This window comes from Tessaracoccus sp. MC1865 (genome assembly GCF_017815535.1).
Classification (GTDB): Bacteria; Actinomycetota; Actinomycetes; order Propionibacteriales; family Propionibacteriaceae; genus Arachnia.
In genome coordinates this window covers 1,713,763-1,738,689 of sequence record NZ_CP072596.1, presented here as the reverse complement: position 1 = coordinate 1,738,689, position 24,927 = coordinate 1,713,763, and the positions used below count along the sequence as shown (strand labels likewise).

The 24,927-nt window shown below is 68.7% G+C and carries 20 protein-coding genes; 8 read left to right on the top strand and 12 right to left on the bottom strand.

Features of this window, described 5'->3' with window-relative positions; all coding sequences use genetic code 11:
- Complete coding sequence (locus J7D54_RS08055) at positions 1–810, top strand: Ku protein (RefSeq protein ID WP_182763442.1); 810 nt, start codon at positions 1–3, stop codon at positions 808–810.
- A gap of 15 nt (positions 811–825) precedes the next feature.
- Here J7D54_RS08055 and J7D54_RS08050 read toward each other — a convergent pair whose 3' ends face one another.
- Positions 826–1,299 (bottom strand): DUF2505 domain-containing protein, encoded by a 474-nt coding sequence (locus J7D54_RS08050; RefSeq protein ID WP_076058715.1) that lies wholly within the window; start codon positions 1,297–1,299, stop codon positions 826–828.
- A 76-nt stretch (positions 1,300–1,375) separates the two neighbouring features.
- Between J7D54_RS08050 and J7D54_RS08045 the strand changes: the two genes are divergently transcribed.
- The gene (locus tag J7D54_RS08045) at positions 1,376–2,230 is read left to right on the top strand and encodes a PHP domain-containing protein (protein ID WP_182763441.1); all 855 of its coding nucleotides are present in this window, start codon (positions 1,376–1,378) and stop codon (positions 2,228–2,230) included.
- A 57-nt stretch (positions 2,231–2,287) separates the two neighbouring features.
- Positions 2,288–3,379 carry a tryptophan--tRNA ligase gene (gene trpS / locus J7D54_RS08040; RefSeq protein ID WP_182763440.1) on the top strand — a complete coding sequence of 364 codons (1,092 nt, stop codon included), beginning with the start codon at positions 2,288–2,290 and terminating at the stop codon, positions 3,377–3,379.
- Between the two features lie 8 nt (positions 3,380–3,387).
- On the opposite strand, the gene J7D54_RS08035 is transcribed toward trpS, so the two are convergent.
- The 4 genes from J7D54_RS08035 to ligD form a co-directional block, all read right to left on the bottom strand.
- Entirely contained in the window at positions 3,388–4,863 is a 1,476-nt protein-coding gene (locus J7D54_RS08035; RefSeq protein ID WP_245243913.1) for a DEAD/DEAH box helicase, read from the bottom strand.
- Between the two features lie 69 nt (positions 4,864–4,932).
- Positions 4,933–5,157, bottom strand: a complete 225-nt coding sequence (locus tag J7D54_RS08030; protein WP_182763438.1) for a DUF3107 domain-containing protein — start codon at positions 5,155–5,157, stop codon at positions 4,933–4,935.
- Between the two features lie 36 nt (positions 5,158–5,193).
- Positions 5,194–5,994, bottom strand: a complete 801-nt coding sequence (locus tag J7D54_RS08025; protein WP_182763437.1) for a PP2C family serine/threonine-protein phosphatase — start codon at positions 5,992–5,994, stop codon at positions 5,194–5,196.
- Positions 5,995–6,007: 13 nt separating this feature from the next.
- Positions 6,008–6,949, bottom strand: coding sequence for a non-homologous end-joining DNA ligase (gene ligD / locus J7D54_RS08020; RefSeq protein WP_182763436.1), 942 nt, complete (start codon positions 6,947–6,949; stop codon positions 6,008–6,010).
- A gap of 73 nt (positions 6,950–7,022) precedes the next feature.
- Between ligD and J7D54_RS08015 the strand changes: the two genes are divergently transcribed.
- Genes J7D54_RS08015 through nudC form a run of 3 tightly spaced genes read left to right on the top strand, consistent with a single transcriptional unit; the run spans position 7,023 to position 14,118 of the window.
- Positions 7,023–10,121, top strand: coding sequence for an ATP-dependent DNA helicase (locus tag J7D54_RS08015; RefSeq protein ID WP_182763435.1), 3,099 nt, complete (start codon positions 7,023–7,025; stop codon positions 10,119–10,121).
- On the top strand, positions 10,118–13,291 hold the full coding sequence (locus J7D54_RS08010) for an ATP-dependent DNA helicase (protein WP_182763434.1): 3,174 nt from the start codon (positions 10,118–10,120) through the stop codon (positions 13,289–13,291). The genes J7D54_RS08015 and J7D54_RS08010 overlap by 4 nt, the downstream gene beginning before the upstream one ends.
- On the top strand, positions 13,288–14,118 hold the full coding sequence (gene nudC, locus J7D54_RS08005) for an NAD(+) diphosphatase (protein ID WP_182763433.1): 831 nt from the start codon (positions 13,288–13,290) through the stop codon (positions 14,116–14,118). The genes J7D54_RS08010 and nudC overlap by 4 nt, the downstream gene beginning before the upstream one ends.
- Here nudC and J7D54_RS08000 read toward each other — a convergent pair.
- Positions 14,105–14,305: a hypothetical protein gene (locus tag J7D54_RS08000; protein ID WP_182763432.1), complete on the bottom strand. Its 201-nt coding sequence runs from the start codon at positions 14,303–14,305 to the stop codon at positions 14,105–14,107. The genes nudC and J7D54_RS08000 overlap by 14 nt on opposite strands.
- A gap of 128 nt (positions 14,306–14,433) precedes the next feature.
- Here J7D54_RS08000 and J7D54_RS07995 point away from each other — a divergent pair, with 128 nt between their 5' ends.
- Positions 14,434–16,506, top strand: coding sequence for a type IIA DNA topoisomerase subunit B (locus tag J7D54_RS07995; protein WP_182763431.1), 2,073 nt, complete (start codon positions 14,434–14,436; stop codon positions 16,504–16,506).
- 27 nt (positions 16,507–16,533) lie between these two features.
- Here J7D54_RS07995 and J7D54_RS07990 read toward each other — a convergent pair whose 3' ends face one another.
- From J7D54_RS07990 to J7D54_RS07975, 4 genes are read right to left on the bottom strand one after another with little or no spacing between them, the layout of a single operon-like run.
- A complete protein-coding gene (locus J7D54_RS07990; protein ID WP_182763430.1) occupies positions 16,534–17,187 on the bottom strand; it encodes an LUD domain-containing protein in 654 nt (217 codons plus the stop codon).
- Complete coding sequence (locus tag J7D54_RS07985; protein ID WP_182763429.1) at positions 17,184–18,653, bottom strand: LutB/LldF family L-lactate oxidation iron-sulfur protein; 1,470 nt, start codon at positions 18,651–18,653, stop codon at positions 17,184–17,186. Before J7D54_RS07985 ends, J7D54_RS07990 begins: the two co-directional genes overlap by 4 nt.
- Positions 18,650–19,402, bottom strand: coding sequence for a (Fe-S)-binding protein (locus J7D54_RS07980; protein WP_182763428.1), 753 nt, complete (start codon positions 19,400–19,402; stop codon positions 18,650–18,652). The genes J7D54_RS07985 and J7D54_RS07980 overlap by 4 nt, the downstream gene beginning before the upstream one ends.
- Before the next feature lie 19 nt (positions 19,403–19,421).
- Entirely contained in the window at positions 19,422–21,113 is a 1,692-nt protein-coding gene (locus J7D54_RS07975) for an L-lactate permease (RefSeq protein ID WP_182763427.1), read from the bottom strand.
- A 100-nt stretch (positions 21,114–21,213) separates the two neighbouring features.
- Here J7D54_RS07975 and J7D54_RS07970 point away from each other — a divergent pair, with 100 nt between their 5' ends.
- Entirely contained in the window at positions 21,214–21,882 is a 669-nt protein-coding gene (locus J7D54_RS07970) for a FadR/GntR family transcriptional regulator (protein ID WP_182763426.1), read from the top strand.
- 30 nt (positions 21,883–21,912) lie between these two features.
- On the opposite strand, the gene J7D54_RS07965 is transcribed toward J7D54_RS07970, so the two are convergent.
- Both J7D54_RS07965 and J7D54_RS07960 read right to left on the bottom strand, forming a co-directional pair.
- On the bottom strand, positions 21,913–22,407 hold the full coding sequence (locus J7D54_RS07965) for a carbonic anhydrase (protein ID WP_182763425.1): 495 nt from the start codon (positions 22,405–22,407) through the stop codon (positions 21,913–21,915).
- 29 nt (positions 22,408–22,436) lie between these two features.
- Entirely contained in the window at positions 22,437–24,917 is a 2,481-nt protein-coding gene (locus J7D54_RS07960; protein WP_182763424.1) for a DNA topoisomerase (ATP-hydrolyzing) subunit A, read from the bottom strand.
- Between the last annotated feature and the right edge of the window lie 10 nt (positions 24,918–24,927).

Sequence of the window (24,927 nt, the reverse complement as noted above, 5' to 3'; positions counted from 1 at the left end):
ATGCCGCGCTCAATCTGGAAAGGCTCGGTGTCCTTCGGGTTGGTCTCCATCCCGGTGAAGCTCTACGGGGCCACGGAGGACAAGGACATCAGCTTCCGGCAGGTGCATTCCACCGACGGGGGCCGCATCCGCTACCAGCGCGTGTGTGAGAAGTGCGGCGAGGTGGTCCAGTTCGCGGACATCGCCAAAGGGTATGAGGCTGCAGACGGGCGCCTTGCCATCCTGACGGATGAAGATTTCGAGAACCTCCCCCTGAGCACGCTCAAGAGCGTCGACGTGGTGCAGTTCGTGGACGAGCACGAGGTGGATCCCACGTTCTTCCAGCGCACGTACTTCCTCGAGGCGGAGGCAGCAGGCCAGAAGCCTTACGTGCTGCTGCGCGAGGCGCTCGCCAAGGAGAACAAGGTTGCCGTGGTCAAGGTAGCGTTGCGCAGCCGCGAATCCCTGGCGCTGATCCGCGCGCAGGGCGACCTCCTGCTGATGCACACCATGTACTGGCCGGATGAACTGCGTAACGGCGAGTTCGCCGCTCCGTCGCAGGAGGTCAAGATCTCTGACGCGGAGATCGAGATGGCCAAGCTCCTCATCGCGCAGCTGGAGGGCGAGTTCGACCCGGAGGCCTACACGGACTCCTACCGCGCCGCGCTCCTCGAGGTCGTCGAGGCGAAGCTTGCGGGCGCCGAGTTGCCTGAGCAGACCGACCGGTCCGCACCGACGGGCGACGTCATCGACCTCATGTCCGCACTCAAGGCCTCCGTCGAGGCCGCGAAGAAGCGGCGTGAGGAGGCCTCATCTAGCAAGGCCGGCTGAGGCCGCCGTCTCACGTCAGCGGCTGAGCCAATCTGCCGCGCGGCGCTCCAGGCCGGCGAAGGCATCACGGATGTACGGCTCGACCTGGGCCTCGACCTTCTTGCCCACCAGCGGGATCTTCACCTTCAGGTCACCGGTGTAGCGGCCCTGCGTGGTGCCGTCGCCCTGGGGCAGCATCTCGGCGTCGGCCGTCACGTCCACGGGCATTCCGGGGACGTCCACGTCCACGGTGCCGCGGACGCTGCCGTCTGCGGCCACATCGCCGAAGCGGAACACCTGCTTGAGCTTCATGGAGGAACCGATGAACTTGGCGATGGAGGCAGGGACCGGCAGCGACATGATCAGCGTCGTCGCGTCCGGGGTGATGTCGACGCTGTGCTCGGTGGCACCGGCGTGCACAGCGACATCGGCGATGAAGTCCTCATTGCGGAGGAGACCGACGACGCGCTCGGGGTCTGCGGCATAAGTGTGGGTGTAGTCCAGATCCATGACCCCAGACTACTTGCCCGTGAGACTTATCCACGGCCAGCCAAAAGCGGGTTCGCCAGTCCCTAGGATGAGGGCCATGAGAATCGACCTGCACACTCATTCGCGCGTCTCGGACGGCACCGACACGCCGACAACGCTGGTGATGAAGGCGTTCCAGGCGGGGCTCGACGCCATCGCGCTGACAGACCACGACACGTTCGGCGGAGTTCTCGAGGCGCAGGAGGCAGGCAAGCGCATCGGTTTGAAGGTCCTGTGCGGGATCGAGATGTCCACAGAGGTGGAGGGTCGCGCGGTCCATCTGCTGGGGTACGGCTGCGACATCTACGACCGTGACCTGGGCGAGGAACTGGCGCGGATCCGGCACGGCCGCAGCCACCGCCTGCCGATGATGATCGAGAAGCTCAACGCCGCAGGTCTGGAGCTGACCATCGACGACGTCAACCGGGTGGCGATGGGCGCGCCGGCCGTCGGCCGTCCCCACGTGGCGGATGCGATGGTGGCCAAGGGCTACATCGCAGACCGTGACGAGGCCTTCAGGGTGTGGCTCGACGAGGACCGGCCCGGTTACGTGAAGCGGTATGCGGCGTCGCTCGAGCGGGCGATCGAACTGATCCACGGCGCCAAGGGTGTCGCCGTCATCGCCCATCCGTGGGCGCGCAAGGGACGTGAGGTCATCGACGCGCCCTACCTCGAGCAACTCGTGCGGGACTACGGGTTGGAGGGCATCGAGGTGGACCACCCGGACCACGACGACGACGCCCGCTCACTCCTGTTCGAGATGGGTGGCCGCCTCGGGCTGCTGCGCACGGGCTCGAGCGACTACCACGGCCTGGGCAAGAAGAACAACCCACTCGGCGCCAACCTGACGCGCACGTCCGCCTTCCGCGACCTGCTCGCCCGGGTCAGGCGCAGGGGCGGCCAGATCGTCTGAGCCTGCACGGTTGGCTAAGCTTGGGCCACACCCACTCACCCCAGGCAGGTTAACCCTATGTCCACCGAAGAGATCTCCCTCGACATCGACGCGTCGCTCGCACGGTCAACCGCGCGCAGCAAGGAGATCGAAGCGGCCCTCGCCAAGGATCCGTCGCAGTTCCGTATCCTCACCGGCGACCGCCCCACCGGGCACCTGCACATCGGCCACTTCTTCGGTTCGCTGCAGAACCGCGTCCGGCTGGCACGGCGGGGCGTGGAGACCTTCGTCATCATCGCCGACTACCAGGTGATCACGGACCGCGATGGCGTGGGCCCCCTGCGCGAGCGGGTCTACTCGTTGCTCACCGATTACCTGGCCATCGGCCTGGACCCGGCCGATGTGACGATCTTCACCCACTCGTCGGTGCCCGCCCTCAACCAGCTGATGCTGCCCTTCCTCTCCGTCGTGACCGACGCCGAGCTGCGGCGCAACCCCACCGTGAAGTCTGAACTCGACGACACGGGCGAGCGCCCCATGTCGGGCCTCATGCTCACCTACCCGGTGCACCAGGCGGCCGACATCCTCTTCTGCAGGGCCAACCTGGTGCCCGTGGGCAAGGACCAGTTGCCGCACATCGAGCAGGCGCGCGTGATCGCCCGTCGCTTCGACGAGCGGTACGGCCGGGCGGACGCGTCGAGGCCGGTGTTCCCGGAGCCGGAGGCGTTGCTCTCGAAGTCCGGCACGGTGCTCGGCCTGGACGGCACGAAGATGTCGAAGTCCAAGGGCAACACCATCGAGCTGCGGATGAGCGCCGACGAGACCGCCAAGCTGCTGAAGCGCGCCGTCACGGACTCGGACCGCCACATCGCCTATGATCCGGCGAACCGTCCTGAGGTGTCCAACCTGGTGAACCTCGCAGCGCTGTGCCTCGGCAGGGAGCCGGAGGACGTTGCGGCCGAGGTCGGCGACGGTGGTGGCGGCGGGCTCAAGAAGCTCGTCACGGAAGCAGTCAACGAGTACTTCGCCCCCATCCGTGCCCGCCGCGCGGAGCTCGAGGCTGACCCCGGCCACCTGCAGGCCGTGCTCGCCGCGGGCAATGAGAGGGCCAACGCAATCGCCGACCAGACCCTCGATGAGGTCCGGTCGGCGATGCAGATGTCCTACTGAGCTGAGACTCAGCTCTCGGGCTTGACCTCAACCCCGGCGCGGGTGCGGCGGCGGCGACGTCGCGGCTTGCGCTCCGCCGCGGGCTGGGCCGCCGGCTGGTCGCCCTCGGCCTCCGTCGCGCGGTGGCGGCGACGACGCGGGGCGCCGGCCTCGGCTGCGGTGCGCTGGCTGCCCCGACGTTCGCCGGTACCGCGAAGGCTGGTCTCAGCCCGTTCCTTGGCCGCGATCGTGCCGGGCACTCGGCCCTTGGTGCCCTCGGGGATGTCGAGGTCCGTGTAGAAGTGCGGTGATGACGAGTAGGTCTCGGCCGGCTCCGCGAGCTCGAGGTCCAGCATCTGGGCGATCATCTTCCAGCGGTGCAGATCCTGCCAGTCCACGAGGGTCACGGATACGCCGTTGTTGCCCGCGCGGCCGGTACGGCCGATGCGGTGCACGTAGGTGGCGTCCGTGTCGGGGCATTCGTAGTTCACGACGTGGCTCACGTCGGGGATGTCGATACCGCGGGCCGCGACGTCGGTGGCCACCAGCACCTGGATGGTGCCGGAGCGGAACTTCTTCAACGCACGCTCGCGGGCCTGCTGGTTGAGGTCACCGTGGATGGACGCGGCGGCGAAGCCGCGATCGACCAGTTCGTCGGTCAGTCGCTGCGCGGCACGCTTGGTGCGGCAGAAGACCATCACCTTCGTGGTCTCGCGGCCCTGGAGCAGGCGGGCGACCATTTCCGGCTTGTCGAGGTCATGGGCCTGGTACACGAACTGCTCGATGTCCGGGACCGTCATCTTTGCGTCGTGGCCCTCGGCGCGGATGTTGATGGGCTTGTTCAGCGTGGCGCGGGCCAGCGCCAGGATGGGCGCTGGCATGGTCGCGGAGAACAGCAGGGTCTGGCGGTTCTTGGGCGTCTTGCGCAGGAGCCGCTCGATGTCGGGCAGGAAGCCCAGATCGAGCATCTCGTCGGCCTCGTCGAGGACGAGCACCTGCACGTTGCCCAAGTCGAGCGCCCCGCGGTCTGCGAGGTCCAGGAGGCGGCCAGGGGTGCCGACTGCGATGTCGATGCCCGTGGCGAGAGTGTCGAGTTGCTCGTCGTAGCCGGTGCCGCCGTAGATGGTGAGGACGCGCATCTTGAGATGCTTGCCTGCCATGTCCATGTCGCGGCCGACCTGCAGCGCGAGTTCACGGGTGGGACACACGACGAGGGCACGGGGCTTGCCGTGCGCGGGCTTCTCGCCGTCCGACAGGGTGACCATGCGGTGCAACAGGCTGACGCCGAAGGCGAGGGTCTTGCCCGTGCCGGTGCGCGCCTGGCCGATCACGTCTGCGCCCTGCAGGGCGAGCGGGATGGCGAGCGTCTGGATGGCGAAGGGATGGACGATGCCCGTCTCTGCCAACGCCGAGGTGATGGATTCGTGGATGCCGAGGTCAGCGAACGTGTCGCTGCCTGCAATCTCGTTGTCGCTCAGGGTACTGACCTTTTCGAGTGAGCTCACGGCGCGGGAGCCGCGACCGGAGACGGGCAGAGTGCGCCCGCGAGGGCCCACTCTACCGCAGGCGGTGACTCAGACCGCTCCGAAGCCTACGGTTCGCGTGCTGGCGCTGCCGATGTCGATGTAGCCGACGCGCGAGGCGGGGATCACGACCCGGCGACCCTTCACGTCCGTCAGTTCCAGGAGCCCCGAGTTCTCCATTGCTTCCCGCAACTGCTGAACGATCTCGTCGGACGAGGAAGTGGTCTCGATGCTGACTTCGCGGGCGACGTCGGTGATGCCGATCTTGATCTCCATGCGGCCAACTCTAGCGGCGCCGCCAAGGGCCGGGCGTCACTGCTCGATGCGTGCGACCACCACGGTGATGTTGTCCTTGCCGCCCTGCTCGTTGGCCCACGCGACGAGCGACTCGGCCAGCGCGGGAGGGTTCGGGCAGCGGCTGACGCAGGCGCTGAAAAGCGCCGACATGTCCTCCGGGGAACTCGCGTAGTTCCACAGCCCGTCGGTACAGAGCATGAGCCAGCCGTTGCTCTGGGGCTGGAGCGTGACGACCGACGGCGTGACGTTGGTCGCCTGGCGGCCCAGCCACTTGGTGATGGCGTGCGCCTGGTTGGACTGCTCGGCGTCGGCGCGGGACATGCCCAGCATGATGCGTGCCTGCGCCATGGAGTCGTCGACTGAGAGGAGGTCTGTTGAGCCGTCGTCGCTGAACCAGTAGGCACGGGAGTCGCCGATGTTGCCGACGGCGATCATGCCGGGCAGGATCGCGGCCGCGATGAGCGTGCACGCCGAGGGGTCTTCAGCCGCGGCGAGCACCTCGTCGTTGGCGGCGGCGAAGGCCTGCACGAAGGCCACGTTGGCTGCTGTCCCGGCGCCCAGCGCGGTGATCAGCGTCTCGACCGTCGCCTCCGTGGCCACCAAGGAGGCCAGTTCGGAACCATGGGCGGTGGTGACACCGTCGGCGACCGCGAGCACCGCCTCGGAGCGGGGTTCTGTCCGAACCGCCAGGCACATGGCGTCCTGGTTGGAGCGGTGCCGCCGGCCCGCGTCGCTGCACCCGGCCACCCAGGGGGCGGGCTCACGCACGTAATGCGCGCGCTCGGAGCGGGGGTGCGGTGTCGACTGGTCCGTCATGAACACCATCCTGTCAGGCGAGGGGGCCGGGCAGCGCCGGGCTCGTGGCTGTTGGCAGCGTGGACTGCCAGAGGTCGCCTAGATTCTGCACCCGCTCCAGCATGGCGGTGGGATGTGTCCGGACCGGCGTGTCGGGGCCCAGGGCCGCCACCTCTTCCCAGGTGAGGGGAGTCGCCACTGAGGGCACCTCGAGGCCGCGGACCGAATAGGCGACCACCGTGTTGCGGGCTGCGAGGTTCTGGGCGAAGTCGACGAAGACCAACCCGGCCCGGGCGTTCTTGGCCATGGTGGCCACGAAGCGCTTGGGATGCCGCCGGGCGAGGTGCCGGGCCAACGACTGGGCGAACTGGTACACCTGCGAGGCAGGGGTGGGCGCGATGGGCACCGTCAGCTGGAGCCCCTTGTTCCCTGAGCTCTTGGGGTGCGACTCGAGCCCCACCTCCGCCAACGTCGTGGCGGCGATGATGGCGCCCTTGGCGATCTCGTCCGGCGTGACGCCGGGACCGGGGTCGAGGTCGACAACCAGTGACGTCGCCCGGGGTTCGTCCTCGCCGTCGATCACGATTCCCTCCTCGTGGGCGGTCGCCTCCGTCGTGCGCCACTGCGGCGTGTGCAACTCGATCGACGCGATGTTCGCCAACCAGGCGAGATCCGCCCGCTGGGTGGCCGTCACGTAGCTGACCGTGCCGGCGCTGGTGGCGACGTCCACGGTCTGAACGAAGTCCGGTGTGCCGGCGGGGGCGTTCTTCTCGTAGAACGAGTCGCCGGTGGTGCCGTCGGGGAAGCGCACCCGGGTCAGGGCCCGGTCCCGCAGGTGCGGGAGGAGGACCTCGGAGATCTCAACGTAGTAGTTGATGAGTTCGCCCTTGGTGAACCCGCTGGGGAACAGCGGCTTGTGCAGATTGCTCAGGTTCAGCGTCAACCCGTCGATCTCAGTGGTGATCCGCTCGTTCATGCCCGACCTCCTGATCCCAGCATGGCATGGGTCCGGTGTGAATTTGTCGCCCCAGGATGGTTGCATGGTGCCCATGAGTTTCCGAGTGGTGCCGCCCCGCCATGTCGTCATGCCGGCCCTCACGGCCGAACAGGCGGAGTTGGCGAGGCCCACCAACGGTGTGACGGTGGTGCTCGGCGGGCCCGGTTCGGGCAAGACCACCCTCATCACGGAGGCGGCTGCGGCCAGGGTCGCGGCGGGGTCCGCTCTGGAGCGGCTGGTCGTGTTGGCCCACTCCCGTGCCGCGGCGCAGACGCTTCGCCGTGACATCACCCGCAGGCTCGACAGGGCACAGACCGAGGCGCACGTCACCACCATCCACGGCCTGTCCCTCGGCCTGCTGCGCCGGTTCTGGCCCCACGAGGACAGCCCCTGGCGCCTGCTCCGGGCGCCGGAGCAGGAAGCCCGGATTCGCGAACTTCTGGAGGGGATGGGCCCGGAGGCCTGGCCGGACGAGTTCAGGGCCGCGGTCGGCACCCGGGCGTTCGCCCGGCAACTGCGAGAGGTGCTGGCGCGGGCGCGCCAGCTGTCACTCGACGCGGAGTCCATCGCGGCCATGGCCACCGCGGGCGGCGACGAACTGTTCCGGGCGGCCGCCGGTTTCATCGAGGAATACCTCACCGTCGCAGATTTCGCGGGCACGCTGGATTACGCCGAGCTCGTCTACCGTACGCGGCTGCTGCTCACCGAGCAGTCGGTCGCCGGGGGAGTGCGCGCCGCGTTCGACGCCGTCCTCGTCGACGACGCGCACGAGTCGGACCACGCACAGGTCGGTCTCGTCGGAGACCTCGCCCAGTTGGGCCTGCCAGTGTTGGCGGTGGGGGATCCGCACTCACGGATCGGCGGCTACCGTGGCGCCAGCCCCACCGCGATGGCAGACCTGGCGGCCCTCCCGGGGGCCCGCCGGGCCCAGCTGACGGGCGGCTTCCGGAGCCGGGCCGCGCTGGCGGAGTCGCTGGAGGTCCTGCGGCAACGCCTCGATCAGCGTCTGGCCTCGCCTCCCCTCGGGGCCGTGCTCGGCGGCGGCGACATCACGGTGTCGGTCTACGACAACGAATCGGCGGAACTGGCGCACGTCGCCGCGCAGTTGAGATCCGCCGTGGCGCAGGAGGGTCTGTCCTGGGCAGACCTGGCGGTGGTGACCCGGGCCGGGCGCGCTCAGCTGAGCGCCGTGGCCAAGGAACTCGTCCGGCTGGGCGTCCCCGTCGATGTCTCCGGCGATGAGATCGCGCTGGCCGAGCAACCGGCTGTGTCCGTGTTGCTGCTCGCCCTGCGGATCTGCGCCGACGGTGGCGCTCCGGAGGCGGACGAAACCCGCCTGCTGTTGTCTTCGCCGCTCTGCGGCCTCGACGGCGTGGGCCAGCGACGGCTGGGCCGCGCGCTCCTCGCCAGGCACCGGGCTGATGGCACCTCGGCGGTGCTCCTCAGCCGGTCTCTCTCCGAGCCGTCGCTCCTGGAGGGCATCGACCTCCCAGAAGCGGCCCAGGCCGCTGCGCTGGCCGGGTTGCTGGCCGAGGGGACGGCCCTGGCGGAGCGGGGCGCAGAGGTGCAGGAGGTGCTGTGGCACCTGTGGTCGGCAACGGGGTGGCCGGAGCAGCTGCGGGAGCGGGCGCTGCGCGGATCCCGTCGGGCAGACGCGGATCTGGACGCCATGGTCGAGTTGTTCGAACAGGCCTCCCGTGCAGATGAACTGCGCGGTGCCGCCGGTGCGCGCACCTTCATCGCTGAGCTGTCCGGCCAGGAAATCCCGGCAGACACCGGCCGCGAACTCGACATCGGCGGCCGTGGCGTGCGGGTGGTGACGGCGCACCGCACGCGCGGCCTCGAATGGGAGCGCGTCTGGGTGATCGGCGTCCAAGAGGGGCTGTGGCCCCGCCTGACCCGCGCCGGGCTGCTCGTGGACCCGGATCGGCTCGGCCCTGATGGGCTCGCCGCCCCGGGGCAGGCATCACACCTCTCCGTTGAGCGGCAACTCTTCTACGTCGCCTGTAGCCGTGCCCGCGCCGGCCTGCACGTCTCGGCGGTGCAGGGCGTCGACGGCGAGGGTGGGCGCCCCTCCCGGTTCCTCGGTGAGCTCGGAGTGGAGGTCCACCGCGTCACCGGTCGGCCGGGCCAACTCCTGTCCGCTTCAGCCCTGGTGGGCGAACTGCGGCGGGTCATGACGGATGAGACAGCGGCACCGGGCCTCCGGCGCGCCGCGGCGCTGCGGCTCGCGGCCATGGCCACGGTGCAGAACCCCGACGGGGCGTCGGCCTTCCCGGGTGCCTCGCCCGGCACCTGGTGGGGGATGCGCGACACGAGCGGAACGGCGCACGAACACCGTGGCCCCATCCACCTCAACGGGTCCTCGCTGGCGCAGTTGCTCAGTTGCCCGCGCATGTGGTTCCTCTCGCGGCGAGCGCAGGCGGAGCCGTCCCGGCAGTCGCGCGCTTCGGTGGGTGACGTCGTCCACGTCGTGGCCAAGCACGCCGCCACCGAGGGGCTCACCGCCGCACAGATGCATGCCAGGCTGGATGAGGTCTGGGAGAAGATCCCGTTCGAGACCGAGTGGTTGTCGGCCACTGAACGCTCGGAGATCTTTGCCGCCGTTGAGCGGTTCGCGAACTACCAGACCACCAACCCGCACGAGCTCCTGGCCGTCGAGAAGTCCTTCGAAGTGGGGCTGGACGTGGCAGGGGAACGGGTGGTGCTCAGGGGCACCGTCGACAGGCTCGAGCGCACCGCCGACGGCAGGCTCCGCGTCGTGGACCTCAAGACGGCCAGGAAGGTGCAGCGGCCACCGGAGGTGGTGGACAACCCGCAGCTCGGCATCTACCAGCTGGCGGCCAGCCTGGGCGCCTTCAACGACGTTGCGGGCCGGGGTGCCGGCGTCGCGCCGCCCGCACTGATGTTCCTGCGGGGCGGTGAGACGCTCCCGTCGATGGTGGAACAGCCATCCATCGACGACGTGCCGGCCATCGAGGGGGAGGAACTCACAGTGGGGCCCACCTGGGTGCACGACAGGATCGCCAGGGCCGTGGACATCCTGCGCAGCGGCCGGTTCGAGGCGGCCGAGTGCACCGCGTGTCGCTACTGCCCGTTCAAGGCTTCGTGCCCGGCACTCGCCGCGCCGGGGAAGGCAGGCCACCGATGACCATCCACCCCATCCGTTCCCGGCTGTTCACAGATCCTCAGCAACTCTGTGACGCGCTGGACATTCCGTTCTCGGACGAGCAGCTGGCGTGCATCACCGCGCCGCTCGAGCCGGCTGTGATCATCGCCGGCGCAGGCAGTGGGAAGACCACCGTCATGGCCGCGCGGGTGGTCTGGTTGGTGGGCACCGGTCAGGTCCGTCCGGAACAGGTGTTGGGACTCACCTTCACCCGCAAGGCGGCGGCAGAATTGGCCGGACGGGTGGCTGATGCGCTCGCGCGCGCGAGGGTGCTGACCGGCGCGGAGGGCGAGGGCGCCGAACTGGTGATGACCTACGATTCCTTCGCCGCCCGCCTGGTGAGCGAGTTCGGCCTGCGCATCGGCATCGACAGGGACCCGGTCATGATCACCGGAGCCAGCCGGTTCCGCCTCGCCACGAGGGTGGTGGCGGATGCACCGGGGCCCTTCCGGAGCATCAGCCGCCTCAGCCACCACTCCATCCCGGAACGGGTCCTCTCCCTGGACGCGGAGATGGCCTCCCACCTGGTGACCCCCCGCCAGATCCTCGAGCAGTCGGCGCGGAGCGAGAAGGCCTTCCTCGAAGCGCCGCTCTTCCGGGGAAAGGTCATGCGCGACGTGGCGAAGGCGCTGGACGCGACCGAGGAGCGTCGCGAGCTCCTCTCGCTGGTCATGCGCTACCAGGAACTCAAGCGCCGTCTCGGCGTCGTCGAGTTCGCGGACCAGTTGCGCGAATCCGTCCGGCTCGTCACGGAGGTCCCGGATGTGGGCCGCGAACTGCGCCACCGGTTCCGGGTGGTGCTCCTGGACGAGTACCAGGACACGTCCTCCGCCCAGGCCGAACTGCTGCGGCGTCTCTTCACCGGGCCGGTGCACTCGGATGCGATGGGCTTCCCCGTCACCGCTGTCGGAGACCCCTACCAGGCCATCTACGGGTGGCGGGGCGCCGCCTCAGGCAACATCCTCGAGTTCCCCCACCAGTTCCGTCGCTCAGACGGTGCCCCCGCCGAACGTCAGACGCTCAGCATCAACCGGCGCAGCGGCCACCGCATCCTGGAGGTGGGCAACTCGCTGGCTTCCGGGCTGCATGCCGCTCCGGGCGAGGAGGGTGTGTCGCTCGTGGCTCCTGAGGGGGCGCCGGCCGGCGCGGTGGCAGCCGCCATGTTCGACACCTTCCGCGACGAGGTCGACTGGATGGCGGAGACCGTCATCGCGCAGCATGACGACGGCCGGTCCTGGAAGGACCAGGCCGTGTTGGTCAGGCGCAACGCGGCGCTGGCGCCCATCTTCGAGGCGTTGCGTGACCGCGACGTGCCCGTCGAGATCGTCGGCCTCGGTGGGCTGTTGGGCCTTCCCGAAGTGGCCCCCATCGTCGCCACCCTCCGCGTGCTGGACGACGTGACGGCCAACCCGGAGGTTGCCATGCTGCTCACCGGGCCGCGGTGGAACCTCGGGCTGACCGACATGGAGGTGCTGGGGGCGCGGGCACGCGAACTGGCCACGCAATCCGCCGTCGACCCCCTGGAGAGCGACGACCTCATCAGGGCCGTCACGCAGGCAGACCCGGGCGAGGTGGTGTGTCTGCTCGACGCAGTGGCGGACCCCGGGGACGCGCCGCTGAGCGCGGAGGGACGCCGACGGCTCGGCCGCTTCCACCACGAGATCACCACCCTCCGCCGGCATGCCTCGGAGCCGGTGGCAGACCTCGTCACGAGAGTGATCGCCACCCTCGGGTTGGAGGCCGAACTCATCGCCACCGGAGGCGACACCACCCAGGTCGCCAGGTTCGTCGCAGAGGTGGCCAGCTATGTCGACGTGGATGGCGACGGCAGCCTCACCGGTCTGATCGCCTACCTCGATGCCGAATCCGAACACGGCGAAGGCCTCATGCAGGCCGTGCCCAGCGAGGAGGATTCGGTCAAGCTCATGACCGTCCACCGCGCCAAGGGCCTGGAGTGGGACACGGTGTTCCTGCCCAGCCTGGTGGACAAGGTCTTCCCCTCGGAGTCGAGGTCCGGGGTGTGGCCCCAGCGGGCCGACGTGCTGCCCGCGCCGCTGCGCGGCGACGCGGGCTCGATTCCGCAACTGGGGGAGCACACCAAGAAGGGCATCGACGCGTACCGCGACGCACTGAAGGACGAACACCGCCTCTCGGAGGACCGGCTGGCGTACGTCGCGGCCACCCGCGCCAAACGCCTGTTGCTGGCCTCGGCCCACCTCTGGACGCCCGGCAACATCCGTCCCCGGGCAGAGTCCGCGTACTTCACCGTGATCCGCGAACTCTGCGAGGCGGCCGGCACGTATCTCGACAACGCCTCCCGCTCGTCGGATACCAACCCCATTCCGGCAGAGCCGGTCCGGGCCGTCTGGCCCGTCGAACTCGACGAGGCCGGTCTCGCGCGGCGCGCGTCGGCCGCTGAGCTCATCACCCGGGCCACCGAACTGGCCGATGCCACCGAACAGGAGCAGCTGAGATGGACGTGGGAGTCGGGTGTCGTAGCGGACGAGGACGCCGCCACTGTCGCCGCCTGGGACGAGAGCATCAGGCACCTCACCGAACTGGCCCAGCGCCGCGGAGACCGCTCGGTGGCGCTGCCGGACGGGCTGTCAGCCACCGCGCTGATCGCCCTGCAGACGGACCAGAGCGCGTTCGCGGCCGGACTGCTGCGGCGCATGCCCCGCAGACCTTCGACGGCCGCCCGCGTGGGTTCCAGGTTCCATGAATGGCTTCAGGAACGCTTCCTGCTCCCCGCCTCGCTGGAGGAACTGGAGGCTCAACCCACGGTGGCCACGGGGGAACTCACCAGGCTCATCGAGGCTTTCGAGGCCGGTCAGTTCGCGCACCGGATGCCGATGGGCGTCGAGGTGCCGTTCCTCATGCGCCGCGGCCCTCACGTGCTGCGCGGTCGCATCGACGCTGTCTACGCCTGGCCCCGGGACGGGCTCGAGTACCTGGTCGTGGACTGGAAGACCTCCAACCAGGCAGCAGATCCCCTACAACTCGCGGTGTACCGGCAGGCCTGGGCGGAGGCCCGTGGAGTGGACCCGGCTGTCGTGGGTGCGGCGTTCTACCATGTGCTGACGGACCAGTTGCGGTTCGTGGAGGCCCCCGTCGGCCTCGTCGACGGGGCGCTGGAGGTTGCTGATTCATGAGCAGGTGGCTGGGTCGCTCCCCGCTGGACCGGCTGCCGATCGGGCGCGGTGCAGCTGAAGTGGAGGCCCTGTGGAGGGGCGCCGTGGTCGTCGAGGTGGACGCCCAGGGCGCCATCGCGTCGGAGCAGGGACGCCCGCGCGCACTCCGGTCACCGGGGGAGCGGCAGCCTGAAGACATCCTGTTGGGCATCGTCGACGGTGTGGCCTGGTTCGCCCGCGGCGTCGACGCCGTCTCTGGCGAGGCCATGAGTTGGCGTGACACCCATCCGGATTCACTGGACCCGTTGGCCACCGGCGTCGCGCTCGCCCGGTGGCACGCCGGGCAACCGCCGTGCGAGAACTGTGGTTCGGGCACCAGGCCGGATCAGGCCGGTGCCCGGCGCATCTGCACCGGCTGCGGAGCACTCCAGTTCCCCCGCATCGACCCGTGCGTCATCGTGGCGGTCACAGATCCCGACGACAGGCTGCTGCTGGCCAGGCAGGCGCAGTGGGCGCACGGACGTATCTCGGTCATCGCAGGGTTCATCGAAGCGGGTGAGTCTGTCGAACAGGCGGTGCACCGCGAGGTGCACGAAGAGGTGGGGGCACGGCTGACGTCCCTGACGTACTTCGGTTCCGAGCCGTGGCCGATGCCTCGTTCATTGATGCTCGGGTTCCAGGCCCGTGCCGAAGATGCGCAGATAACAGTGGACGGCGACGAGATCTCTGAGGGTGCGTATTACACCCGGTCAGATCTCGCCGCCGCCTTGGCTGCGGGTGAGGTGATCCTCCCTGCTGGGGCCTCGCTTGCGCGGGCCCTCATCCAGCGCTGGCTCAGTTCCGGTTGAGCCTGCTGGTTTCGTCCTGGATCCGGCTGGCCACCTCAAGGAGCTTCTCCTTGTGGGCAGCGGCGTGGTGGGCGCAGAACAGCAGCTCACCGCCGGACTGGAGGAATACGCGCAGGTAGGCCTGGGCGCCGCAGCGATCGCAGCGATCGACAGCGGTCAGGGTGGGATCCGTTGCGAGTTCGGTCATCATGGCCTCCTGCCTTATCTTTCTTACCTTCTCATGAATCAACGTACCCGGGGGGCGGAATGTTCCCTGGACGTCGCGGCCGCGTTTCACTGACCCGGTCAGTCGGTGCGCACGGGTAACCTGTCTGGGTGCAGACCCCGAAGACCCCACCGCTGTCCCGTGATTATGAGGCGAAGAACCTTCTCGTCCTCGAAGGGCTCGAGGCCGTGCGCAAGCGGCCGGCCATGTACATCGGCTCGACGGACACCCGCGGCCTCATGCACTGCCTCTGGGAGATCATCGACAACGCCGTGGACGAGGCGCTGGCTGGCTTCGGCGAGGAGATCGAGGTGACCCTGGGCGCCGACGGTTCCGTGAGCGTGCACGACCACGCCCGCGGTGTGCCGGTGGACAAGGAGCCCCGCACCGGGCTCAGCGGCGTCGAAGTGGTCTTCACCAAGCTGCATGCCGGCGGCAAGTTCGGCAACTCGTCCTACACGGCAACCGGCGGCCTGCACGGTGTCGGCGCCTCCGTCGTCAACGCGCTGTCGTCGCGCCTGGATGTCCAGGTGGACCGCGACGGAAGCACCTGGGAGATGAGCTTCCGCCGCGGTGTCCCCGGCATCTTCGACGGCGAAGGCCCCGATGCGAACTTCACCCCCACCAGCGGCATCCGCAAGATCAAGAAAGTGGCCAAGGCCACATCGGGCACCCGGGTGCGGTACTGGCCGGACCGGCAGATCTTCCTCGCAGACGCGGAACTGTCCCTCCGCCACCTTCACGACCGCGCGCGTCAGACGTCCTTCCTGGTGCCTGGCCTCAAGATCGAGGTCACGGATGCGCGCGGCGGCGAACCCGTCGTCGAAACGTTCCTGCACGTGGGCGGGATCACCGAGTTCGCTGATTTCCTCGCGCCGGACGCCGCGCTCACCGAAATCATCCGGCTGGAGGGCAGGGACTCCTTCGTGGAGACCGTGCCCATGCTCGACGCCAGTGGCGCGATGACACCCACCGACGTGGAACGCGACCTCGACGTGAACATCGCGCTGCGCTGGGGCACCGGCTACGACACGGTGCTGAAGTCGTTCGTGAACATCATCGCCACCCCGAAGGGGGGCACCCATGTGCAGGGCTTCGAGCGGGGCCTGACCCGAGCGCTGGTCAAGTCCTACGAGGGGACCCGCGGGCTCCTGAAGGCCGGCGAAGAGGTGGTCAAGGAAGACTGCGTCGAGGGCATGACCGCCGTGGTGACGGTGCGTCTGGCCGAGCCGCAGTTCGAGGGGCAGACCAAGGAGGTGCTGGGCACGCCCGCCGTCAACCGGCTGGTGGCCCGCGTCGTGGAGTCGGAGATGGGCAAGTTCCTCACCGCCCCCAAGACGCGCCAGATGGCCCGCGCCCTACAGGAGAAGGTGGTCTCGGCCGCGCGCACGCGCGTGCAGGCCCGCGCGCACCGGGAGACCCAGCGGCGCAAGAATGCCCTCGAATCCTCTACGTTGCCGCCCAAGCTGAAGGACTGCCGCTCCACCGGAGTTGACAGCACGGAGCTGTTCATCGTGGAGGGCGACTCCGCACTGGGCACCGCGAACGTGGCCCGCAATTCGGAGTTCCAGGCGCTGCTGCCCATCCGGGGCAAGATCCTCAACGTGCAGAAGGCCTCCATCGGCGACATGCTCAAGAACGCCGAATGCGCCTCGATCATCCAGGTGGTGGGCGCCGGTTCCGGCCGCTCCTTCGATGTGGATTCGGCCCGCTACGGCAAGGTCATCTTCATGGCGGACGCGGATTCCGACGGCGCCCACATCCGCTGCCTGCTCGCCACGCTCTTCTTCCGCTACATGCGCCCCCTCGTGGAGGCCGGCCGCGTGTTCTCAGCCGTTCCGCCCCTGCACCGGTTCGAGCTGATCAACCCCAAGAAGGGCTACGACAAGTACATCTACACGTACTCAGATGCCGAGTACCAGCGCAAGTCGCTCGAACTCACCAAGCGGGGACAGAAGTTCAAGGAGCCGCAGCGCTACAAGGGCCTGGGCGAAATGGACGCGGACCAGCTGGCAGACACCACGATGAGCCCGAAGCACCGGATGCTGCGCAGGCTCACCGTCGACGATGCGGAAGCGGCTGAGCGCGTCTTCGAGGTCCTCATGGGCAACGAAGTGGCCCCCCGTAAGGAGTTCATCATCGAGGGTGCTTACGCGCTCGAAGCGGATCGCATCGACGCCTGACGCTGGTCCCCGCCCCCTGGGCCATCGTCAGTCAGCGACGAGGACGACCGAGAGGTGGCGCGGGCCGTGGACGCCCTCGACCCGGCTCAACTCGATGTCGCTCGTCGCGGAACCGCCGCTCAACCACGTGACCGGGCGACGGTCGCGGATCGCCGGAGCCAGCCGGGCGATGCCCTCGGGAACGTCGCTGACCACTTGGTACTCGTGCACCACGCAGATGTGGCGGTCCGGAAGCAGTGTCAGGGCGCGGCGGCCCTGACCCTCGCTGTGGTCGAGGGCGATCGTCCCCGAATCCGCCATGCCGACCGCCGCCGTCGTCACCACCGCGTCGATGGCGTTCAGCTCGGCGTGTGTCAACTGCGGGTCGTCGCGGTGCAGCGCGAAGCCGGCATGTTGGAGCGCCGTGACCCACGGCTCGGGGAACCCCGCCGGCACCACGATGCTCTTCGTGTCCAACGACTCCAGGGCTTCGACGATCATCGCCGCCGCCCCGTCGGGTGCGCAGCGGCGGACCGCGGCCTTGTAGTCCTCGACCTTCTCGACGAAGTCCGCGATCACGTCCTTGGTGCCCAGGGGGCGGCCGTAGGTCCAGTCCACGGGCACGTCGATCAGCGGATCCGTCTCGGTGACGTCCTTGGTGGCTCGGCGGATGCGTTGAAGCACCTCTTCACGTGCGCTCATTCTGCGTCTCCTTCGTGTTCGTCCTTCCACCACTGGCGGAAGGTCTGCGTGGGTGGGGCTTCGACGTCGCGGGCCTGCAGCCAGCGCGAGGCCAGTGGAATGGGCATGGGGCCGAGCCACTTGCCGCGGAAAATGCGGCCGGCGAAGCGGCTGCCGAGTTGGACCGACGCCAGGTTCCGGCCGTCCTTCATCACCCAGCCGGCGCCCTTCATCAGCAGTTGCTCACCGGTGGGGTGCTTGGCCGTCTTGTGTTCGACGGCCTTGTGGCGCAGGTGCACCAGGATGTCGGTGAACGGGATCCGCACCGGGCAGACCTCGTTGCAGGCGCCGCACAGCGTCGAAGCGAACGGCAGCGCGCGAGTGTTCGCGTCGTCCATGCCGCGCAGCTGCGGGCCGAGGATGGCGCCGATGGGGCCGGGGTACGGCGACCCGTAGGCGTGGCCACCCACCCGCTCGTACACGGGGCAGATGTTGAGGCAGGCGGAGCAGCGGATGCAGCGCAGAGCAGCGCGGCCCTCGGGATCGGCCAGGACATCGGTGCGCCCGTTGTCGAGCAGCACCACGTGGAGGTCCTGCGGTCCTTCGCCGGGCGTCACACCCGTCCACATCGAGGTGTACGGGTTCATGCGCTCGCCGGTGGACGAGCGGGGGAGCAACTTGAGGAACACCTCGAGGTCCTCCAGCGTCGGGAGTACCTTCTCGATGCCGACGACGGAGACCAGCGTCTCGGGGAGGGTCAGGCACATGCGGCCGTTGCCCTCGGATTCGACGATGACGAGGGTGCCGGTGTCGGCCACGATGAAGTTGCCGCCGGAGACCGCCATCTTCGCCCGCAGGAACTTCTCGCGCAGGTGAAGGCGGGCGGCCTCGGCGAGTTCGGCCGGGTCGTCGGAGATCGGCTCGGGGGCGGGTCTCCCGTAGCGGCCCATCTCCTCCTTGAAGATCTCGCGCACCTCGGATCGGTTGCGGTGGATGGCGGGCACGAGAATGTGGCTGGGCAGGTCATGGCCCAACTGCACGATGAGTTCGGCCAGGTCCGTCTCCCAGGCTGCGATGCCCTCTGCCTCCAGGTGCTCGTTGAGATCGATCTCCTGGGTGACCATCGACTTGATCTTGACCACCTCGTCGACGCCCTTGGCCTTGGCGATGTCCGTGACGATGCGGTTGGCGTCAGCTGCGTCACGTGCCCAGTGCACGGTGATGCCGGCTGCTGTCATGGCCTCCTCGGCCTGCAGGAGATAGCGCTCGAGGTGGCGTGCCACGCGGTCCTTGATCTGGGCCGCCGCGGTGCGCAGCTCCTCCCATTCGGGTACCTCCGAGGCGCGGACGATGCGCTTGGCCCGGATGGTCGACGTCGCGTGGGTGAGGTTCTTGCGTTGCTCCGCGTTCTGCAGGCTCGCCTTCGCTGCCTGCGGGAACTCGGGGATGCCCAGCCACGAGCCGGGCTCAGGGGTGCGGCGGTTCATCGCGCGTCCTCCTCGGTGGCGGCCAGGATCTCGGCCAGATGGATGGTCTTGACGCCGGAGCGGCCGCGGTGCAGCACGCCACCGATGTTCATCAGGCACGCGTGGTCACCGGCCACCAGGTACTCGGCGCCGGTGGTGCGCACATGGCGGGCCTTGTCGGAGGCCATGGCGATGGACACGTCAGGGTTCTTGACAGAGAAGGTGCCGCCGAAGCCGCAGCACTCCTCGGCCTTCGGCAGGTCGATCAGGTCGATGCCGCGCACGTCCCTCAACAGCCTCAGGGGGCGGTCGCCCACCTTGGTGATCCGCACCGAGTGGCAGGTGGGGTGGTAGGTCACGCGGTGCGGGAAGTAGGCGCCCACGTCGGTGACGCCGAGCACGTCGACGATGAACTCGCTCAACTCGTAGGTGCGGGCCGCAGCCGCCGTAGCGTCGCGTTCGAGGCCGGCGTCGCCGGCGTGCCGGGCGAGCATCGGGTGCTGCTCCCGCACGGAACCGACGCAGGAACCCGAGGGGGCGACGATGTAGTCGTAGTCCCCGAACGAGCGCACGTAATTGCGCACGGTGGGCACCGCCTCGTCCCAGTAGCCGGTGTTGGTCATGATCTGCCCGCAGCAGGTCTGGCGTTCCGGGTACGAGACGCGGCACCCGAGGCGCTCGAGGAGTCGCACTGTGGCGATGGGCACCGACGGTTTCATGGTGTCGGTGATGCACGTAGCGAACAACGCGACGTGGGGGTTGACGTTCATGGCAGTGGCCTTTCGGGGATCAGGGGAGCAGCCAGGAGAGCACGGGGGTGGACATGAGCCCGGAGAGCAGGCACAGCAGGGCGAGCAGCACGAAGCTCCACCCGATGATGCGGCGCAGGATCGTGGACTCGGCGCCGGCGATGCCGATGGCGGTGGCGGCGATCGTCAGCGACTGCGGCGAGATCATCTTGCCCACCACGCCGCCGGCCGCATTGGAGCCGACGAGCAGAGCGCGCATCGATTCGGTGCCGAGGTGCGAGCCAGGGCCGATCTCGGCGCCCACTCCGGATTGGAGGCTGGAGAACAGGATGTTGGCCGACGTGTCGGAGCCGGTCACGTAGGTGCCGATCCAGCCGAGGACCGGAGCCACGTAGGGGTAGAGGGCGCCGGCGCCTGCGAAGAAGAGGCCGAGCGCCAGGGTCTGGCCCGAGTCGCCCATCACGTAGGCCAGCGCCACGACGCTGCCGATGGTGAGCATCGCGAAGCGCAGTTTCTTCGCGTTGGTCCACAGCACGCCGAAGATCTCTCCGATGCCCATCCGGTAGATGAGGCCGGTGACGATGGCCACGAAGGCGAGCAGGATGCCCGGCGTCGACGCCCAGGCGAGCGTGTAGGACTGGTGGGCGGCCGGGTTGCCGGCGACGTCCAGCAGCCCGCCCAGGCCGGGCCAGGCGAACTTCACGTCGGTGGCGGCCAGCGCGGCCTTCACCGGCGGCAGCGCCGCGACTCCGAACACCACGATGACGAGCAGGTAGGGCACCAGTGCCATCATGATCCGGCCTCCGGTCAGTGCCTCGCCCGAGGTACGGCCGGCATCGACCGGAGCGCCCTTCTCGACGGCGGGGTCGATCTTGATGCCGATCCGTTCGGCCGCCTCCGCGCCACCCCTCGGGTGCCACACCTTGAGGAAGGCGATGGCCACGATGACGCTGCTCACGGCAGCGAACACCTCGGTGAGGTTGTAGAGGGGCGTGGCGGACACGATCCACTTGGCGATGCCGAAGGTGACGCCGACGACCAGGCCGAAGGGCCAGCCTTCACGTAGGCCGCGCTTTCCGTCCATCACCGCGAGGAGCAGGAAGGGCACCACGAGGCACAGCAGTGCGGTGAGCCGGCCAGTGATGGGGGAGATGGCCAGCACGTCGTCGAACCCGCCCGTCTTGGCGGCCATCAGCACCGGGAGGCCGACGGCGCCGAACGCGACGGGGACGGTGTTGGCGAGCAGCGCGATGAGCGCAGAGCGCAGGGGCGAAAAGCCGATCGCGATCAGCATGGCCGCGGTGATGGCGACGGGGGCGCCGAAGCCGGCGAGGGCCTCGAGGAGGCCGCCGAAGCTGAACGCAATGAGGAGGCCGAGGACCCGGGGGTCATCGGAGATGAGGAAGAAGGTGCGCCGCAGGTCGTCGAAGCGGCCGGAGGCCACCGTGACCTCGTACATCCAGATGGCGGTCAGCAGGATCCAGATGATGGGGAACAGGCCGTAGACGAAGCCGTGCACGCTGGTGGCCAGCGCGGTGGTCAGCGGCATGCCGAAGGCCGTGACGGCGACCAGCACGGCCGTCGCCCAGGAGAAGGGGCCGGCGAGGTGGGCCTTCCAGCGCAGCGCACCGAGGGTGATGAGCATCGCGATGACAGGGACTGCCGCCACGAGCGCGGACAGCCATTGGGCCCCCAGGGGGTTTGTGACCGGTTGGAAAACTTCCAGCAACATCGGTGAACTCCGTCGTTCATATGGTCAGACCATTATGTAATGGTCAGACCATAAGCTCTGGAGAGGCGGCTGTCAACTGGATGGGACACAATGGGGTGCTATGACCACCGGTGGCTTTGAGAACGCGCTCGACTACCTGACGGGCGAGATCCTCTCCGGGCGCCTCGCTGCCGGTGACAGGCTGCCAAACGAGCGCGAGCTCTCCAGTCAGCTCGGGGCCAGCCGCAGCGCGGTCCGCGAGGCCATCAAGGTGCTCCAGGCCCAGGGCGTGCTGAGTTCGGCCACCGGGCGGGCCGGCGGCACCACCGTCGGGACGGGGCAGGGAGTCGCCTTCGGGCGGATGCTCAAACTGCACGTCGCGCTGGAGGCAGTCTCCTTCGCCGAGATCACCGAGACGCGCGTGGCGCTGGAGCGCGCTGCCGCGCTGGCTGCCGTGGGCCGGCCGATGGGAGAGGTCAGGCGCCTCGCGGAGGAGATGGTCGGCGTGACCCGGCCAGCCGCGTTCAACGACTTGGACACCGCGTTCCACGTGGCCATCGCGGCTGCCGGCGAGAACCGGCTCATCCGCGACATGACCATTGCGATCCGCGAGGCGGTGGCAGAGAGGATCCTCAGCGCTGAAGAGCGCCTGGCGCAGTGGGAGGAGCTGCGCGCCAGGCTGGTCCACGAGCACCTACACATCGTCGACGCCCTGGAGGCCGGCGACGGGGAGCGCGCCGCCCAACTGAGCGAGGAGCACGTGCGCAACGCGCTCGCCGCGCTCAGCTAGACAGCAGCCCCCGAGGTGGCGAGCAGCGAGCTAGAGGACCTGGGTCAGGAGGCCGGTGTCAACGTCGTAGATGAAGCCGCCGACCTCCGCGTGACCCTTGATCAGCGGGTGGTTGGCGATCATGTCCACGTCTGAGCGCAGCCGCGCAGCCTGATCGGGGTTGGCCCCGAACGAGAGCCAGGACGTGTCCGTGCCGGTCTTGGCGGAGATGACCCTGCGGAGGTCCTCATCGGTGCCGGAGGCCATGGCGCAGCGCGTGTGCGGCACCACCATGATCCGGTCCACCTGGAGGAGCTGCACGCTCAGCACGCAGCCGGTGACCACCGACGTGGTGACCCGTCCGCCGGGGGAGCGCAGGATCTTCGCGTCGCCGATCCGCAACCCGACCATGTCGAGTGGCTCGATGCGCGAATCCATGCAGGTCACGATGCAGACGCCCGCCTTGGCGATGCCGTCGAAGTAACCATCAGTGAAATCCGCTGCGTAGGCTTTGTTGGCCGCCATCAGGTCGTCAAAGTCGCTCATGCGAGGTGCATCCCTTCGTCGCGGAAATGTTACTCCCCGAAGAGGGTGTCGCCGGGCTCTGTCCGGGGAGCGACGCCTGCATCACGGCCCGCCAGCATGGTCACCGGCTGAGACAGCGGAGTGCCGGAGCCGTCGCGTCGGCCCTGTTCGCGCGGCAGTTCCACCGGCGAACCGCTCGACGCCGCGGCGACCACGGGGCGTGGGCCGATGGCCGCGATGAGGAGGGTGTCCTCGCCCTTCAGGAAGCGGTGCGCGCGCACCCCGCCCGTGGCCCGGCCCTTGGCCGGGAACTCGGACAACGCCGTGACCTTCGCCAAGCCGGTCTCGGTACCGGGCAGGGAGGTCGACGAGCCGGAGATGGTGACCACGTCGTCCGTGGCGGGGTCGACCACTCCGAACCAGACGGCAGTGGCGCCGGCCGACAGCTTCATGCCGGCCATCCCGCCACCGGTGCGGCCTTGGGGCCTGACGCTGGACGCCGGGAAATGCAGCAGCTGGGCGTCGGTACTGAGGAAGGCCAGATGCTTCGACTCGTCGTGCAGCTCGACGGCGCCGACCACCTCGTCGCCGTCCTTGAGGGCGATGACCTCCCACGAGTCGCGCACCAGGAGATCCGGGCGGACCCGCTTGACGATGCCCTGACGGGTACCGATGGCCAGCCCCGGCGACTCAGTGTCGAAGGTGGTCAGGCCCAGTGCCCGCTCACCGGGCTCGAGGGGCCACAGTTCGTGGGCGAGGCTGCCGCCCTGGAGGCTGGTTCCCGAAGCCGTCAGCGGGACGGTGGGCAACTCTATGGCGCGGCAGCGGATGACGCGGCCGCGGTTGGTCAACACCCCGAATTCGCCGTGGGCGCTCGTCTTCACCCGGGCGATGACCACATCGTGCGCGGCCCGGCCCTCGGTGGGGAGCGGGCCGAAGTCGCTGGTGCGCGCCACCAGCCCCGTGCCGCTCAGGAGCACCCAGCAGGGATGGTCCGGCACCTCGAGGGGCCCGGCCTTCACAGTGGTGGGCACGCCGGAGGAGGCCAGCAGGATGGTGCGACGCGGGGTGCCGAACTCCTTGGCCATCGCGGCCAGCTCCGTGCTGACGAGACGGCGGAGCACCGCCGGATCCTCGATGATCTCGCGCAGGCCGGCGATGGTGGTGGCCAGTTCGTCGGCCTCCTTCTCCAGCTCGATGGTCGAGAACCGGGTGAGGCGGCGCAACTGCATGTCGAGGATGTAGGTGGCCTGCGCGTCGTCCAGGTCGAAGGCGCCCATGAGGCGTTCCTTCGCTTGGGCGCCGTCGTCGGAGGAACGGATGATGGCGATCACGTCGTCGATGTCGGCGATGGCGATGATGAGACCACGCACCAGGTGCATGCGTTCTTCGGCCTTGGCGAGGCGGTGGTTCGTGCGGCGCAGGGTGACGTCGAGGCGGTGGTCGAGGTAGACCTCCAGCATCTCCTTCAGCGTGAGCGTGCGCGGCTGGCCTTCGACGAGGGCCACTGCGTTGATTGCGAAGGTGTCCTCGAGCTTGGTGGCCTTGAAGAGCTGCTCGAGCAGGGCCTCGGGGTTGATGCCGTTCTTCACCTCGATGACCAGGCGGGTGCCGTGGGCGAGGTCCGTGAGGTCCTTGACGTCGGCGATGCCGGTGAGCTTCTTGTCCTGGACGCCCTTCTTGATCTGCTCGATGATGCGCTCGGGGCCGATCATGTAGGGCAGTTCGGTCACCACGATGCCCATGCGCCGGGGGCTGACCTTCTCGATGCGGGTGGTGGCGCGCAGCTTGAGGGAACCGCGGCCGGTGGCGTAGGCGTCGCGGATACCGTCGAGCCCGACGATCTTGCCGCCCGTGGGGAAATCCGGGCCGGGGATGTGGCGCATCAGCTCGTCGAGTTCGATGCCCGGGTTCTTCAGGAGTTGCTGGAGGCCGGCGATCACCTCGACGAGGTTGTGGGGCGCGATGTTGGTGGCCATGCCCACCGCGATGCCTGCGGCGCCGTTGACCAGCAGGTTGGGGAACGCGGCCGGCAGGACGACGGGCTCGGTCTCCTTGCCGTCGTAATTGGGTTTGAAGTCGACGGTGTTCTCGTCGATGCCCCGGGTCATGGCCTGCGCGGGCAGCGCCATCCGGCATTCGGTGTAGCGCATGGCGGCCGGGCCGGCGTCGAGGGAGCCGAAGTTGCCGTGTCCGTCGATCAGGGGGAGACGGACGGACCACGTCTGCCCCATGCGCACCAGTGCGTCGTAGATGGCGGTATCGCCGTGGGGGTGCAGGAGGCCCATGACCTGGCCTACGACACGGGCGCACTTGACGTGGCTGACGTTGGGGCGGACCCCCATCTGGTCCATCGAGTAGAGGATGCGACGCTGGACGGGCTTGAGGCCGTCGCGCGCGTCTGGCAGTGCCCTGGAGTAGATGACCGAGTAGGCGTATTCCAGGAAGCTGGTCTCCATCTCCTGGGTGACGTCGACGTCGAGGATGTGTTCTTCCTCATTGAGTTCGTCGTCGATCGTCCGCTTGGTCATCGGGCGCTCT

Excerpts from the sequence above, each read along its gene's own strand:
- J7D54_RS08055 (WP_182763442.1), top strand. The coding sequence starts at position 1 with ATGCCGCGCTCAATCTGGAAAGGCTCGGTGTCCTTCGGGTTGGTCTCC.
- J7D54_RS08050 (WP_076058715.1), bottom strand. The coding sequence starts at position 1,299 with ATGGATCTGGACTACACCCACACTTATGCCGCAGACCCCGAGCGCGTC.
- J7D54_RS08045 (WP_182763441.1), top strand. The coding sequence starts at position 1,376 with ATGAGAATCGACCTGCACACTCATTCGCGCGTCTCGGACGGCACCGAC.
- trpS (WP_182763440.1), top strand. The coding sequence starts at position 2,288 with ATGTCCACCGAAGAGATCTCCCTCGACATCGACGCGTCGCTCGCACGG.
- J7D54_RS08030 (WP_182763438.1), bottom strand. The coding sequence starts at position 5,157 with ATGGAGATCAAGATCGGCATCACCGACGTCGCCCGCGAAGTCAGCATC.
- J7D54_RS08025 (WP_182763437.1), bottom strand. The coding sequence starts at position 5,994 with ATGACGGACCAGTCGACACCGCACCCCCGCTCCGAGCGCGCGCATTAC.
- ligD (WP_182763436.1), bottom strand. The coding sequence starts at position 6,949 with ATGAACGAGCGGATCACCACTGAGATCGACGGGTTGACGCTGAACCTG.
- J7D54_RS08015 (WP_182763435.1), top strand. The coding sequence starts at position 7,023 with ATGAGTTTCCGAGTGGTGCCGCCCCGCCATGTCGTCATGCCGGCCCTC.
- J7D54_RS08010 (WP_182763434.1), top strand. The coding sequence starts at position 10,118 with ATGACCATCCACCCCATCCGTTCCCGGCTGTTCACAGATCCTCAGCAA.
- nudC (WP_182763433.1), top strand. The coding sequence starts at position 13,288 with ATGAGCAGGTGGCTGGGTCGCTCCCCGCTGGACCGGCTGCCGATCGGG.
- J7D54_RS08000 (WP_182763432.1), bottom strand. The coding sequence starts at position 14,305 with ATGACCGAACTCGCAACGGATCCCACCCTGACCGCTGTCGATCGCTGC.
- J7D54_RS07990 (WP_182763430.1), bottom strand. The coding sequence starts at position 17,187 with ATGAGCGCACGTGAAGAGGTGCTTCAACGCATCCGCCGAGCCACCAAG.
- J7D54_RS07985 (WP_182763429.1), bottom strand. The coding sequence starts at position 18,653 with ATGAACCGCCGCACCCCTGAGCCCGGCTCGTGGCTGGGCATCCCCGAG.
- J7D54_RS07980 (WP_182763428.1), bottom strand. The coding sequence starts at position 19,402 with ATGAACGTCAACCCCCACGTCGCGTTGTTCGCTACGTGCATCACCGAC.
- J7D54_RS07975 (WP_182763427.1), bottom strand. The coding sequence starts at position 21,113 with ATGTTGCTGGAAGTTTTCCAACCGGTCACAAACCCCCTGGGGGCCCAA.
- J7D54_RS07970 (WP_182763426.1), top strand. The coding sequence starts at position 21,214 with ATGACCACCGGTGGCTTTGAGAACGCGCTCGACTACCTGACGGGCGAG.
- J7D54_RS07965 (WP_182763425.1), bottom strand. The coding sequence starts at position 22,407 with ATGAGCGACTTTGACGACCTGATGGCGGCCAACAAAGCCTACGCAGCG.
- J7D54_RS07960 (WP_182763424.1), bottom strand. The coding sequence starts at position 24,917 with ATGACCAAGCGGACGATCGACGACGAACTCAATGAGGAAGAACACATC.